The 14,169-nt window shown below is 54.9% G+C and carries 14 protein-coding genes; 5 read left to right on the plus strand and 9 right to left on the minus strand.

Features of this window, described 5'->3' with window-relative positions:
* Positions 1-2: 2 nt before the first annotated feature.
* Positions 3-893, minus strand: coding sequence for an SMP-30/gluconolactonase/LRE family protein (locus tag J7395_RS17045; RefSeq protein ID WP_062958534.1), 891 nt, complete (start codon positions 891-893; stop codon positions 3-5).
* Between the two features lie 298 nt (positions 894-1,191).
* Between J7395_RS17045 and J7395_RS17050 the strand changes: the two genes are divergently transcribed.
* Genes J7395_RS17050 through fhuB form a run of 4 tightly spaced genes read left to right on the plus strand, consistent with a single transcriptional unit; the run spans position 1,192 to position 5,865 of the window.
* Positions 1,192-1,968, plus strand: coding sequence for an ABC transporter ATP-binding protein (locus J7395_RS17050; protein WP_209222630.1), 777 nt, complete (start codon positions 1,192-1,194; stop codon positions 1,966-1,968).
* Positions 1,949-2,920, plus strand: a complete 972-nt coding sequence (locus J7395_RS17055) for an iron-siderophore ABC transporter substrate-binding protein (RefSeq protein WP_247742253.1) — start codon at positions 1,949-1,951, stop codon at positions 2,918-2,920. The genes J7395_RS17050 and J7395_RS17055 overlap by 20 nt, the downstream gene beginning before the upstream one ends.
* A 6-nt stretch (positions 2,921-2,926) precedes the next feature.
* Positions 2,927-3,859 carry an iron-siderophore ABC transporter substrate-binding protein gene (locus J7395_RS17060; RefSeq protein ID WP_209222633.1) on the plus strand — a complete coding sequence of 311 codons (933 nt, stop codon included), beginning with the start codon at positions 2,927-2,929 and terminating at the stop codon, positions 3,857-3,859.
* On the plus strand, positions 3,856-5,865 hold the full coding sequence (fhuB, locus tag J7395_RS17065) for a Fe(3+)-hydroxamate ABC transporter permease FhuB (protein WP_209222635.1): 2,010 nt from the start codon (positions 3,856-3,858) through the stop codon (positions 5,863-5,865). Before J7395_RS17060 ends, fhuB begins: the two co-directional genes overlap by 4 nt.
* On the opposite strand, the gene J7395_RS17070 is transcribed toward fhuB, so the two are convergent.
* From J7395_RS17070 to kdgD, 6 genes are all read right to left on the minus strand, one after another.
* Positions 5,862-6,227, minus strand: coding sequence for a hypothetical protein (locus tag J7395_RS17070; RefSeq protein WP_247742254.1), 366 nt, complete (start codon positions 6,225-6,227; stop codon positions 5,862-5,864). The two genes, fhuB and J7395_RS17070, sit on opposite strands and share 4 nt — an antisense overlap.
* 141 nt (positions 6,228-6,368) lie before the next feature.
* Entirely contained in the window at positions 6,369-7,163 is a 795-nt protein-coding gene (locus J7395_RS17075) for an NAD(P)-dependent oxidoreductase (protein WP_062950797.1), read from the minus strand.
* A gap of 33 nt (positions 7,164-7,196) precedes the next feature.
* Positions 7,197-8,486, minus strand: a complete 1,290-nt coding sequence (locus tag J7395_RS17080) for a TRAP transporter large permease (protein WP_209222639.1) — start codon at positions 8,484-8,486, stop codon at positions 7,197-7,199.
* Positions 8,487-9,032 carry a TRAP transporter small permease gene (locus J7395_RS17085; protein ID WP_062950793.1) on the minus strand — a complete coding sequence of 182 codons (546 nt, stop codon included), beginning with the start codon at positions 9,030-9,032 and terminating at the stop codon, positions 8,487-8,489.
* A 93-nt stretch (positions 9,033-9,125) separates the two neighbouring features.
* Entirely contained in the window at positions 9,126-10,118 is a 993-nt protein-coding gene (locus J7395_RS17090; RefSeq protein ID WP_062950788.1) for a TRAP transporter substrate-binding protein, read from the minus strand.
* A gap of 202 nt (positions 10,119-10,320) precedes the next feature.
* On the minus strand, positions 10,321-11,247 hold the full coding sequence (kdgD, locus tag J7395_RS17095; protein ID WP_209222641.1) for a 5-dehydro-4-deoxyglucarate dehydratase: 927 nt from the start codon (positions 11,245-11,247) through the stop codon (positions 10,321-10,323).
* A gap of 277 nt (positions 11,248-11,524) precedes the next feature.
* On the opposite strand from kdgD, the gene J7395_RS17100 reads away from it, so the two are divergent.
* Positions 11,525-12,289: a fumarylacetoacetate hydrolase family protein gene (locus J7395_RS17100; RefSeq protein ID WP_209222643.1), complete on the plus strand. Its 765-nt coding sequence runs from the start codon at positions 11,525-11,527 to the stop codon at positions 12,287-12,289.
* 74 nt (positions 12,290-12,363) lie between these two features.
* On the opposite strand, the gene J7395_RS17105 is transcribed toward J7395_RS17100, so the two are convergent.
* Together J7395_RS17105 and J7395_RS17110 are read right to left on the minus strand one after the other, a co-directional pair.
* A complete protein-coding gene (locus J7395_RS17105; protein ID WP_209222645.1) occupies positions 12,364-13,266 on the minus strand; it encodes an SMP-30/gluconolactonase/LRE family protein in 903 nt (300 codons plus the stop codon).
* Positions 13,267-13,390: 124 nt separating this feature from the next.
* Positions 13,391-14,107 (minus strand): FadR/GntR family transcriptional regulator, encoded by a 717-nt coding sequence (locus J7395_RS17110; RefSeq protein WP_082824712.1) that lies wholly within the window; start codon positions 14,105-14,107, stop codon positions 13,391-13,393.
* Positions 14,108-14,169 lie beyond the last annotated feature (62 nt).

The raw sequence follows: 14,169 nt of genomic DNA on the forward strand, positions 1-14,169 counted from the left end.
GCCTAACCGGCGAACCGGGTACAGCCCTGCCCCGCCACATCGGTTTCAATCGACAGCAACGCGCCTTCAAGCTCGTTACCATTACCGGTAAGCCCGACGGATGCCGACGTGATATAAAGTGTTTTAAGGTCCGGCCCGCCAAACACACAACTCGTCGGCTGCGTCACCGGAAGTTCGACGATACGATCGACCGAGCCATCAGGCGCAAACCGGATCAAACAACTCCCGCCCCAGCGCGCATTCCAGATATAGCCATCCTCATCCATCGCCGATCCGTCCATGTTGCCCCGCTCATGCGGGCCAAAGAACGGCTTGGGGTTGGACGGCGTGCCGGTTGCCATGTCGTAATCATAAACATCCAGTGTGTTCCTGATCGTATCGCCAAAGAACATCTTTGTACCATCAGAAGACCACAGCAACGTGTTCGAAATCCCGATATCGGCGACAAAGCGTTTGATGTCGCCGTCCGGTGCGACACGGTTCAACGTTCCTGTCGATACCGTCACCGGCAGGTCTTCGCCATTCGGACCGATATTGTTTTGCATGGTCCCGTGCCAGAATCGTCCTGCCGGATCAACCCGCGCCTCGTTTGACCGATTGCCGGGATGATCGGCATCCGGGGCAACAAACGGCGTCGTCTGCCCGCTTTCGGCATCCAGAAATGCCAAACCGTCGGCCAGTGCCACTAAAAGTCCGCCGCCTGTGCGGGGCACAATCGCCGATACCGGCTGATCAAACGTCCAGCTTCGCGAACCGCCATCACGCGGGCGCAATGCGAATGCGGTTTTACCAACAATATCCACCCAGTAAAGAACGCCATCCCCGGCATCCCAATGCGGTCCCTCGCCCAGCGTACAGCGCAAATTCGGTAGGACCGTTTTGACTTTGGACATGATATCTCCCTGATATTTTGGCGGGTTTCCCCCGTTTTGACCCTTCCCTTTAATGCAGACCGGACGACCGTTCGACCGCGATCCGGTGCAGGGAAACCATTATGTCTATTGCTATCGCGAAAGGCCAAATCTGAAAAGTCATTTTGTATGATGATTTACTTTTGCCACAAAATGCAATCGCAACTCGGTTGCATTTTTATCAGGTTATTGATAGGCATTCTCATATTCATGCAGCCTGCTTTGCCGGATGCGATCCGCGATTTTGCAACGGCACCGAATTCTTGCGAGTTTCCGCCCAATGTTCGATCTGAAAAATGTCTCCTTCCAAAGCGAAGGCAAGAACCCGAAAACGCTGCTGGGCGATATTTCGGTGTCCTTCCCAACCGGCGAATTCAGCGCGATTGTCGGACATAACGGATCGGGTAAAAGCACGCTTTTGAAATTGCTGGCGCGGAAAAACAAACCTGTATCCGGCCAGATCACACTGGATACCCAAATCCTTGATACGCACAGCACGCGTGATTTCGCCCGCAAGGTCGCCTACCTGCCGCAAAGCCCGATTGTGCCTGCCCATCTCAGCGTGCGCGAACTGGTCTCCTTTGGCCGCTACCCTTGGCGCGGGGCCTTTGGCCGCTATCGGTCGGACGATCACGAAAAAATCGAACGCGCCATGGAAATGACCCACGTTACCGATTTTGCCGACCGCTTTGTCGCAAGCCTTTCGGGCGGGGAACGCCAACGCGTCTGGCTTGCCATGCTGCTTGCCCAGGATGCACCGGTTCTGCTGCTTGATGAACCGACATCTGCCCTTGATGTCGGACATCAACGCGACATCTTGCAACTTGTCGCCAATCTTAAATCAGAAATCGGTCTGACCGTGATTGCGGTTCTGCATGATATCGACATGGTGGGGCGCTTTGCTGATCATATCCTCGCCCTTCGTGGCGGTCGCACCTGCTGGCAGGGAACAGCGAGCGATTTCATGCAGGCCGATACGCTTCGCGATATTTTCCAAACCGAAATCGGGGTGATCCGCCTGCCGGAATCCGCTCATTATGTCAGCTACATTGCTTAGGGTCCTGACCATGCGAAACCGCCTGATCGCTTCAATCGCCTGTTCCTGCGTGATTGCTACCGGCATCCTTGCCCCGACCATCGCCCCGTCAATCGCACTGGCTGAAACCTATACCCACGAAATGGGAACGGTGAATTTTGCGACCCCACCGAACCGGATTGCCGTATCGAACTGGTCACTGACCGAAACGGTTTTGGCCCTTGGCATTGACCCGGTCGCCATACCCGAGGCTGACGGATATCGCGAATGGGTGGTCGAACCGGCATTGCCCGCCGAGTTTGTCGATCTTGGCACCCGCATGGCCCCGAATTTTGAAGCCCTGCGCGACAGCCGCCCCGAAGTCATCCTGATAAGCAGCGACGTCGCCATGGCCTATGACAAACTTTCGGCCTTCGCGCCGACCATGGTCTATTCGATCTATAACACCGACCAGCCTGCTCTCGACAGGGCCGAAGACCTGATGCGCAATGTCGGCCAACTGACCGGGCGTAGTGACAAAGCCGAAGAAATCATCGCATCTGCCAATCAACGTATTGCTACCGCCGCCGATCGCATCCGCAAGGCGGTTGGCGACGATGCGAAATTCGCGGTCGTGCGCATCCTCGACGATGCCCATTTCCGCATTCACGGCACCACATCGCTTTTCGGATCGACGCTGGCGCGGATGGGTTTTGCCAATACCTGGACCGGCCCGGTCAATGGCTGGGGGTTCAGCAACGGCGAAATTGGTGACCTGGCCAAACTTGGCCCGACCCACTTCGCCTATATCGAACCGACACCCGCGGCTGTCAAAACCAAACTGTTTGGCTCCCCGGTCTGGAAAGCATTACCGTTCAACCGGCAAAATACCGTTTATGAAGTCCCGACAAGCTGGACATTCGGTGGACTTTTGTCAGCAGTACGTTTTGCCGAACAGCTTGCCGACGCCATCACCGACGCACACGGATCGTAAATCGAAATGACCAGATACCTGTTTCTTTGCCTGTCAGTGATCGCCGGTTTGACCGCACCTCTTGCACCCAAAAGGGCAATCGCCGAACCTGTCACGATTGAGCATGAACGCGGCACACTGACCCTTGACGCACCGGCAAAACGCGTTGCGGTAACGAACTGGGCCACGACCGAAACGGTCATTGCTCTTGGGCTTGATCCGGTCGCGATTGCCGATCCCGACGATTATCTTGATTGGGTTGCCAAACCTGACCTTCCCGAAAACTTTACCGACATCGGCCAGCGCGCGGCCCCCAATATCGAAGCCCTGCGCGATGCCAAGCCCGACCTGATCGTGATCAGCAAGGATATTGAAATGGCATATGACAATTTCAATGCCATCGCCCCAACCATTGTTCTGTCGATCTATAACAACAACCGCGATGCCCTGCCCGAAGCCCGTAAACTTTTCGATACACTCGCCAAAGCCACTGGGCGCGAGGCAGAAGCCGCCGCATGGCTTGCCGATGCCGATGACAAATTCGCTGAATATGGTGCTCGCATCCGGGCTGCCATGCCGCCGGGCCGCGCCCTTGCAATCACCCAGTTCGTATCCGAAAGCCATATCGGGCTTTATGGCAAATCGTCCCTGCCCGGCACCGTCCTGGCGAAAATGGATCTACCACTGGCCTATCAGGGTCCGGTCAACAATTGGGGCTTTGCCAAGGGGGGCGTCGAAATCCTTGGCCCGCGTGCACAGGATACGCTGGTGTACCTGAACCCGGTACCCGATGTGATCCGCGAAAAGGTCTGGGCATCGCCGGTGTGGAAAATCCTTGATTTCGTTCGCAACGACCGGGTTTACGAACTGCCTGTCGTCTGGGCATATGGCGGCATGCCATCCGCCCTGCGCTTTGCCCGGCTTCTTGCCGAAAGCATGGAAAGTGGCCCGGTTAAATGAGCGGCGAAACGAGCCGTGACATAAGCCGGTTTTTCTATCGCGGCCCGGCGCTCCTATGCCTTGCACTTGCAATCTGTTCGGTTGCAATCCTGATCAATGATCTTTGGCCGTTCCTTCAAAAGGGGGCCGGGATGAATGTGCTGTTTCATCCCGACGAAACTGATTTCGATCAGATCCTGTTTCATTTCAGCACCCTGCCCCGGATCACAATGGCCTTTATCTGTGGTGCCGGTTTGGCCCTCGCCGGGGCAGCGATCCAGACGGTATTGCGTAATCCGCTCGCATCACCGACGACCCTTGGTGTCGGTGCAGGTGTTGAATTTGCCCTGACGGTTTTCCTGCTTCTGGCCCCGGCGGCACTCGCCCCGTTCAAGGAAGTCGCGGCCCTTGCCGGTGGCATGATCGCCCTTGGCGCGGTTTACCTGATTGCATCGCGGCGCGCCAATGCGACGCTTTGGCTGATACTGGCCGGGATGATCATCAATCTGATGCTGCAATCGGGTACGCAGATTTTTCTGCTGTTTAACGAACAGTATCTGCAATCGGTATTCATGTGGGGGGCGGGTGACCTCGCGCAAAACGGCTGGGACTCAACGCAGTTTGTTTTGCCCCGCCTGCTGGTCGGTGTTGCTGTTGTTCTGCTTCTCTCGCGCCCGCTTGATCTTCTTGCCCTTGGCGACGACACCGCAAGCTCGCTTGGTGCTCGCGTCACCATCTTGCGGCTGTTGATCCTGGGCTTTGCCGTTTTCATCACCGCATCGGTCATTTCGGCTGCCGGGTTGATCGGTTTTATCGGTCTGGCCGTCCCTGCCGCCCTGCGTATTGCCGGTCTGACACGTTCGCGCGATCTGATGATCTATTCGCTGTTGACCGGCGGCTTTGCATTATTGTGTATCGACTTTATTGTCCGGCAGATGAACGGGCTTGATGGCGACATCGTTCCAACTGGTGCAGCCACTGCCTTGATCGGCGCGCCATTTATCATACTGATCCTGCGCAAGGCCCGGATCATGCCCGGCCAACAAAGCGAGGACCATCATCCAGATCAGCATATTGTCTCGAAAAATCTGCTGAGCCGCCTGCTGGTATTAGGGCTGGTTACAGGATTGGGCTTATCCTTGTTTGTGTCGTTTAACGGTCATGATTTCGTATTTCTGACTGGTGGTGAAAGCTTCCATGACATCGTCCTCCAACGTTCCGAACGGACCTTTGCCGCGATCATTTGCGGCGCGGCTCTCGCAGTTTCAGGCACGTTAATTCAGCGCGTCGGGCGCAACCCATTGGCCAGCCCGGAAATCACCGGCGTCAGTTCTGCCACCGCACTCGCCATGATCATCGCCCTTGTTTTCTTTGGCTTCGGACAACGTGCCGAACTGATGTTTGTCGGTGCTGCCGGCGGGATCATTTCGCTGATCGTCCTGCTACTGCTATGCCGGAAATTCACCCACGCCCCGCATTACCTGTTGCTAAACGGCCTGGCCTTAACTGCCATTTTGGGCGCGATTGTTCGTATTGCGCTGACCCGCAGTGGCACGCAAACATCAATGCTGATTTCGTGGCTGGCGGGCACAACCTATTTCACCCGCATGGACGAAGTCCTGATCGTCGCGGGGGTCACCGCAGCCTTGCTGGTTGTGGTGATTGCGGTGCGCCGCCCGCTTGAGCTGGCGTCATTTGGCAATGATCAGGCCACCTCGCTTGGCCTTGGCATTTCAGGTTTCCAGTTCTTCATCATGCTGCTTGCCGCCATCCTTGCCGCCAGTGCAACGCTGCTTGTCGGACCGCTCAGCTTCGTCGGGCTGATGGCACCGCATCTCGCACGGATTGCCGGTTACCGGCTTGCGGGGGGGCATTTGCTGGGCGCAGTTCTGATCGGGGCGAATGTGATGATGATTGCCGAATGGATGGCCAGAAATATGCTTTATCCCCAGCAGTTACCAACCGGCCTGATCGCCGCCCTGATCGGAACGGCGTATTTCCTGTTTCTGGCAATCCGCAAACGCTAGGTCTTCGGCCAGTTCTTCGCCAGTGCATAGGCCTCGTCAAAGCTATGCGCATGTTTAAGGGGAAAGGGCAGCATTCTTGCAAAGTTGCTGTTCTCGACCTCTTCGACATGGTCATGTTCGTGATCCGGCTCCACCTGTATCAGTCCCTTGGCGAAGCACGGCAACCGGTCTCGGTTCTGCCTGAACCAAAGCGCCGCCTGTTTGCGGGTTTCGTGATCCTGCTCGACATGCCCGGTAAAAAGCATGATCAATATCACCGGTTCCGTTCGGGCCGATAGTACGTAAAGAGCCCTGATATAGCTCTCCCCATCGGCAGAACTTTGCGCGTCAACCATCTCGAACAGTATAATATCATCCGTCAACGAGCTTGATCTGAACATCAATTTCCTCATGCCGAAAGTAACTGGTCATTATCTCATAGACGAAATGCAGCAGCGTTTTTTCACCAAAAACAACAAAGGGCCGCTTATGCGGCCCTTTATATGCATAACAAAAATCAAGGATCAGTCTTCGAAGTGGCCTTTGGCGGCAAAACCACCGCCCTGATAGATCACAGCCGGATCATGGCGATCCTCAGCCGGGAAGGCTGCCTCGATTTCTTCGCGGAAGATATCGGAACTGTCCTGCGGCTGCCAGCCGATCAGGTCGGCGTGGTCGTTGCTCCACCATTTCGTCCGGTTGTTCGACACACCATACATCACTAGATGGCCAGTCATCGGCGCATCAAATACCGCCTTCATCAGGGAAATAAAATCGCGCGGGCTCATCCATGTCGACAGCATCCGGCGATCTCGCGGCTTTTCAAAGCACGACCCGATGCGAAGTGAGACGGTTTCGACATCGAACTTGTCGTAGTAATAGCTTGCCAATGCCTCGCCATAGCATTTGGTGACACCATAAAGGCTGTCGGGGCGTAGTTCGGATTTGTCATCAAGCTTGGTCGTGCGCTTGTGGAACCCGATGGCGTGGTTCGAACTGGCAAACAGGATGCGCGGCTTGCCATTTTTGCGCGCACCTTCATAAAGGTTATAGGTGCCAAGGAAATTGGCCTGCAGCAGGTCATCAAATGCGGCCTCAATCGAAATTCCGCCCAGATGAATGATCCCGTCGCAATCCTTGGTCAGTTCATGCACAGCCGCCCGATCCGAAAGATCGCACGGCACGACTTCCTCGCCCGGACCGGCCGGGTCCATCGGTGCGATATCCGAAAGGCGCAGGACATCGGCATAGCCTTTAAGCCCCTCGCGCAGGATTTTTCCAAGGTTGCCGGCAGCACCGGTAATCAGCAAACGTTTCATCGTCTTCCTCTTTGAAGTCATCTTGGTCCGCAATCAGCCCCCGCCAAACACAAGGTTCGGCAGCGTCAGGGAAATCGCCGGTACATAGGTTGTCAGCATAAGCGCCGTCAGGATCGCCAGATAGAACGGCCAGATCGTCATGACGGCCTTTTCGATCTTCACCCCGCCAATCGCGCAACCGACAAACAGGCAGGAGCCGACCGGTGGCGTACAAAGGCCAAGCCCCAAATTCATCATCAGCACCATACCGAACTGGATCGGGTCCATGCCGAATTGGGTCGCCAGCGGCAGGAAGATCGGCGTACAGATCAGGATCAATGCGGCCATATCCATGATCATGCCGGCAATCAGCAGCATGACATTGATCAGCAACAGAACCATGATCGGGTTATCGGTGACGGATGTAATCGCATGCGCCAATGCATCGGGTACCTGATAAAACGCCAGCATATAGCCATAGGCCGACGCACATCCGACCAGCAGCATAACAAGGGCCGTAGTCTTCGCCGATTGTTTGACCGCCGCAACAAACCCGGCCCAGTTCAGTTCGCGATAGACAAGCCCGGTAATGATCAACGCATAGGCCACACCGATGGCACCGGATTCCGTCACTGTGAACACACCGCTCAATACACCGCCGACGATAATGACGGCGGTGAAAAAGCCCGGAATGGCGCGAATGGCCGTAACCCCGACAACCCGCCATCCCGGAAACGGTACAGCCGGATAGCCATGCTTGATCGCCACAAGCCATGTCGCAAGGCCAATCAGCAGGCACATGATGATGCCCGGCACCAGTCCCGCCATGAACAGCTTGGAAATCGAAATCCCGCCACCGGCCGCAACCGCATAGAGGATCATGTTATGGCTGGGCGGGATCATGATACCCGCGATCGACGAGGTCACCGTAACGTTGACCGCATAATCGGCACGGTAGCCTTCCTTTTTCATCACCGGGATCAGGATCGAGCCGAGTGCAGAGGTATCGGCTACGGCCGATCCGGAAATGCCACCAAACAGCATCGATGAAAACACGTTCACAATGCCAAGTCCGCCGCGGCGGCTGCCGACCAGTGCGGTTGCAAACTGCACCAGCCGGTTGGCAATCCCGCCATGAAGCATCAGTTCACCGGCAAAGATAAAGAACGGAATGGCCAGAAGCGAAAAGGCACTGATGCCCGAACCGATACGCTGAAACGCGATCAGGGTTGGCAGACCTTCGAAGAAAAAGGTCGCAAGGGCCGCAATACCAAGTGCAAGGGCAACGGGCATGCCAATGACAATACCAGTGGCAAACAGGCCCAAAAGAATGGTCATGCCCATTTATTCAGTGTCCTTATCAAGCAATTCGTCGCTGTAAAACCGGCTATGCGCGATGGTTTTCCAGCCCGTGATGATTTTAAGGATATGCACGAGGCTGTAAAATACGATACCCCCGCCACAGACCAGCATCGGAATGGATCGCAATCCGTCGGGAACGTGGATGATCGGCATGCTTTTGGCCCAGTTGAAAACAACCAGATCGTATGCGCCTACCAACATGTAAAAACCGAATACCACCATGGCCGCATAACTGATCAACGCCAAAACAGCCGCGGCCTTGGGCGGTAATGCATCGCGGAAAAACGATACCGAAAGATGGCTGTTGTCACGGATACAGGCCGCAGCAACCGGAAAAGTAATCAGAACAATCAGGATCAGGGAAATCTGTTCGACCCAGGTCGGGGTTTCGTTAAGGACATAACGCCCGAAAACCAGCCAGGCAAAACTGGGGATCAACGCTACCAGCGCAATTCCACCGATCAGATTAAGGATTTTGGCTAGTCCGCCACCCAAACGGTCAAGCATCCCGGTGAGTTGTGAAAGCATTCGCACGCCGCCAGAAATGGATTAACAAAAAGACCGGATACAAGCGTAAAGAAGGGCGGCGAAAATGTCGCCGCCCTTCTATGTCTTGATCAATTATTTCTGGGCGTCCTGGATCGCCTTGACCAGATCGGCCAGATCCGGATTGGCTTTGATGAAGTTGTCATAGACAGGCTGCATCGCATCCTGGAACGCTGCCTTGTCGGCGACTTCGTTCACTTCGATACCGGCTGCAACAACTTTCTCTTTGGACTTTTCTGCACGTTCTGCCCAGGCAGCGCGCTGAACCTTGACCGACTCATCAGCGGCTTCCTGAAGGATTTTTTTCTCGTCATCTGACAGACCGTCATAAAGCGCCTTGTTGACGCACAGGCATTCCGGAAGGATCAGATGCTGGGTCACCGAATAGTATTTGGCAGCTTCGAAATGGCCGGAGCTGTCATAGGACGGATAGTTGTTTTCCGCACCATCAATAACACCGGTTTTCAACGACTGATAAACTTCGCCATACGGCATCGGGGTAGCGTTGCCACCAAGGGCTGCAACCATCTGCACATACAAATCGTTGCTCATCACGCGGAATTTAAGACCTTTGAGATCTTCGGGCGTGTTGATCGGATGCTTGGTGTTATAGAAGGAACGCGCACCGGAATCGTACCAGCCAAGAGCCTGAAGACCTGCTTCGGCAAGGCCGTCTGCGATCTGCTGACCTGCCGGACCGTCCATGACTTCATGCATGGCATCGACGTTTTTGAAGATGAAAGGCAGCGAAACAACGTTTGCTTCAGGCGCAACTTCACCGAGTGGGCCGAGGTTGAAAACAGCCCAGTCCAGACCGCCAAGGCGAACCTGTTGAATGGCATCGGGCTGATCGCCCAGAACGCCGCCGTGATAAACCTTGGCTTCAAGGTCGCCACCGGATTTTTCATTGATCAGACGGGCAAATTCTTCCATCCCGGTCGAAACCGGATAGTCTGCCGGATGGATGTTCCAGCCGCGCCATTCGCGTGCTTGCGCACCGGCGACAAAGGCGACCGACATTGCCGCTGCGGCAAGTGTCAGTGTGGTGGTCTTCATAAACTTGTTCATTGATATTCCTCCCGTGACTTTATGTCATTCAACGTTAAAGTCTTGTTTTCCCTGATGGGACCAGTTGTTGTCAGAAAACCTTACATCTTGTCACTTGTAACAACAAGTAATGGTTTTCTAACAGCCGAGTTTTGCGCGCCATTTGCTTTTGCGGCGTCACAGAGGTAATCCCGGCAGAAGCCACCTGCCGGGGTCGTCAAGCTTAGGCAGCCTTAAGTGCGTCCTCGCCGAACGCCTTACGGATAACGTCAGCCAGCATGTCATGTTCTTCACCGCTCAGATCGGTAAGGGGGCTGCGAACCGGGCCGGTATCACGGCCAATAACGCGCATCCCTGCCTTGACGATCGACACGGCATAACCCGTGCCGCGATCACGCACCGCAAGATACGGATAGAAGAAATCGGTCAGGATGCGGTTCATCGTCGCATCGTCGTCAGTTGTTAGCGCGTCATAGAATTCCAATGCCTGCTTGGGCAGGAAGTTGAAGATCGCCGACGAATAGGTGGTCACACCCGCCGCCTTGTATGCCTTGGCAAAAACTTCGGCTGTCGGCATCCCACCGATATAGGAAAGACGATCCCCCATCGTGACACAAACGCGCGTTACCAGTTCGATATCGCCGTGCCCATCCTTGAAGCCGACCAGGTTGGGACACTCGTCACACAATTTCGAAAGCGTTTCGGCAGACAGGATCGAGTTGTCGCGGTTGTAAACAATCACACCGATACTCACCGCATTACAAACCGCCTTGACGCGCTCATACAGGCCTTCCTGCGGGGCACCAACCAGATACTGCGGCAGCAGAAGCAGACCATCCGCACCGGCCTTTTCACATTCGCGCGCCAGTTCGACGGCCATTGCCGTACCATAACCGCAACCGGCAATGATCGGGGTATCACCGGCAACTTCCTTGGCAACGCGGACGGTCTGAACGACTTCCGCCGGGGTCAGCGAGAAAAATTCGCCTGTGCCACCGGCCGCAAACAGCGCTGCTGCCGGATACTGGGCCAGCCAGCCAACATGTGTACGGTAGGTATCCATATCCAGCGAACCATCCGTCTTGAACGGCGTAACCGGGAAAGAAAGAAGCCCGGCACCAATTGCCGTTTTCAGATCCTGATAATGCATAAATCGTCCTTCAATTCATAAATCGGCGACATAACCTATGATGATTCTATAAATTCATCATATCATTATGTCAATCATATTACTCACAAACTTTAGTCTAGCGAGAAAACAGCGATTTACCGGGAATTTGACCCATACCGCCCCTTCTACCAAATCATCATATCAACGGGTTTGACACTGCAAATCCACGACTCCCGACAATTGATATGATGACTTTATGCTTTCATGCCGCTACGCTGCTGAAAACATCGCAAAAACAGAAGGATGCGCGCGGAAAATGACCGACATCACCAAGGCAAGCCGGATTCTGGCCGATGCGTTTAAGCAAAACATTCTGATAGATCCCCTGCCCGCAGACGCGAGTCCGGTCGACTTCGATACTGCCTACGAGATACAGCAAGCCACTCTTGCCCTGACTGGCGCGAAGCAAACCGGATGGAAGCTTTCGGTCGCGACACGCGCTGCACAGGCAGGGCTTGGGATTGAAGGGCCGCTGGTCGGGCCGTTGCTGGATGGCCGGATCATCGAAAACGGGGCGACCATCACCACAAATGATGTTCATTTCCCAAATATCGAGGCCGAGATTGCCGTGGTCATGGCTAGCACGCCCGATGGCAACGCCACCATTGATACGGTTCTGGACCACATCAAAAGCGTGCATCTGGCAATCGAAATCGCGGACCGCAGATATCATGAAAGACAGGGACCGGTTGCAACACTGGCCGATCTGAACTCGACAGGCTATCTGGTGCTAGGCCCGGAAATCACCAACTGGCGAGACATGGCGTTTCTGAATGTCCCGGTCGAAACAAGATCGGATGACAAAATCCTCGCCCAGAACAGCGATCCCGCCGCATGGCCTGATCCGTTTGGCGGCTTGGCTTATCTCGCCGGTTTCCTTGCCAAACGCGGCACACATTTAAAGGCGGGTGACGTCATCACCACCGGGGCCTGTGCGGTACCGACCCTGACCAGCCATGGCCGGATCGAGGCAATCTTTGATGGCATCGGCACAGCACACGCAACCATCAAAACCGGATAAGGCATCCGGAAAACTAAAAGAAAAAGGGCCGTGCAGAACAAACTGCACGGCCCTTTTGATTCAGGTCTTATATCTTATCCGCCTTCGCGGAACCGATTGACCGGCACACCGGCGACATCGACACGCAACATGACAAGCTTGCCCGCATTGGGGAATTCATCGCGTTTCTCCGCAGGGTAGTTTTCCATATGGCTGGTGACATAAAGCGTTTTCATATCCGCCCCGCCAAAGCACGGCATGGTGGGATTTGGCATCGGCATGTCAATAGATAGCAACAATGTGCCATCAGGGGCAAAACGGTTCAGTTTGCCCGCCGAAACACCCGCACTCCAATAGCAGCCTTCCATGTCAACCGCGGCACCATCCGGACGCCCGACCGTGTCATCAAGATCAAGGAAACGCTGGCAATTGCCAATCGCGCCGGTTTTGGCATCAAAGTTCCAGCGATTGACCCACGGCCCGCGAGAATCCGAGTGATACATGATCCGTCCATCGGGCGACCAAGCCAGACCGTTGGAAATCTTGATCCCTCCAGCCTTATGTTCGACCTGCCCTTTACCGGTCACACGATAAAGCGATGCTACCGGTTGCTTGTCGATGTTCTGATCCATGGTACCGACCCAGAACGCCCCGTCCGGGCCGATCTTGCCGTCATTGGTGCGGCTCATGTCATTGTCGCTGTCAACAACCGCCAGTTTTTCGCGCTCACCGGTTTTCGGATCAAACAGGACAATGTCACTTTTCAGCGCCACAACCAGACGCCCCTGATCGGTCAGACCGAAACAGCCGACTTCGCTCTCGAATGACCAACTGTGGCGCTGCCCGGTTTCGATATCAAGTGCATGGATTTTCTGACCAATGATATCAGCCCAGTAAAGGCGGCTGTTATCTCCGTCCCAGTTCGGGCATTCGCCCAGTTCAAACCGTTCCTCCAGCAGAATGCGGGGCTGCTGTATGGCTGAAATATCACCTGACATGATCCGTTCCTGTATTCTTCCCGACGCAATTCGTCATATGACTTGTGTGCAGGCGCACGGGGGCACTTGTCAACAAATTTGCGTGGAAACTTTACAGGATGTTCTGTGCGTGATAGCCGCGACTTTACATATCACGCGCATGGTCGGTTACCCGCTGACGGGCCTGATGAAGGTGATAACGCATCAGCAATTCCGCGCTCTCGCCGTCCTGCCCGCGGATCGCATCATAAATCTGGCGATGTTCTAAAAGAACCTTTTTCACCCGGTCAGCCGATCCGGTACGGGTGATGTTAAGCGCGACATTCATGGTTTTGGCAATCACGCCATGCAGCGACGTCAGCATGGTGACAAAAATATCATTTCCGCTGGCGCGCGCGATTGACATATGAAATTCAAAATCGGCCTGATCAGCGATGTCACCGGCTGCAATGCCTTGTTCAAGCATTTTAAGCGCGCGTTCGATATCGCGATGATGGCGCAGCGTGGCACGTTCCGCCGCCATGCGTGCAGTTGCCGCCTCGATCGCGATGCGGGCCTCAAAACAGCGCAGCAACCCCGCTACATCATTGATGCCGCCAAACTCGATCAACCCTTGTGGCGGACGTTTCTTGACAAAAGACCCAACCCCCTGGCGGGCATAAACCAACCCGTCAGACTGCAATTTACGCAGCGCTTCACGTACCACGGGCCGTGACACACCAAAAGACGCACATATTTCATTTTCAGAGGGCAGCTTTGCCCCTTCGGACAGATTGCCAGATACAATCTGTTCCAGAATTTGCCCATAAAGCTGATCCGCAAGCTTTTCACGCTTCTGTATTTTAAGCTGCAAGCCGGTCATTTCCCCAATCCCCATCAACTTGTCATCTTGTCATTCTTACTTGTAAGTTTTATCGGCAAATT

Source organism: Thalassospira sp. A3_1 (assembly GCF_017744215.1).
Lineage (GTDB): Bacteria > Pseudomonadota > Alphaproteobacteria > Rhodospirillales > Thalassospiraceae > Thalassospira > Thalassospira lucentensis_A.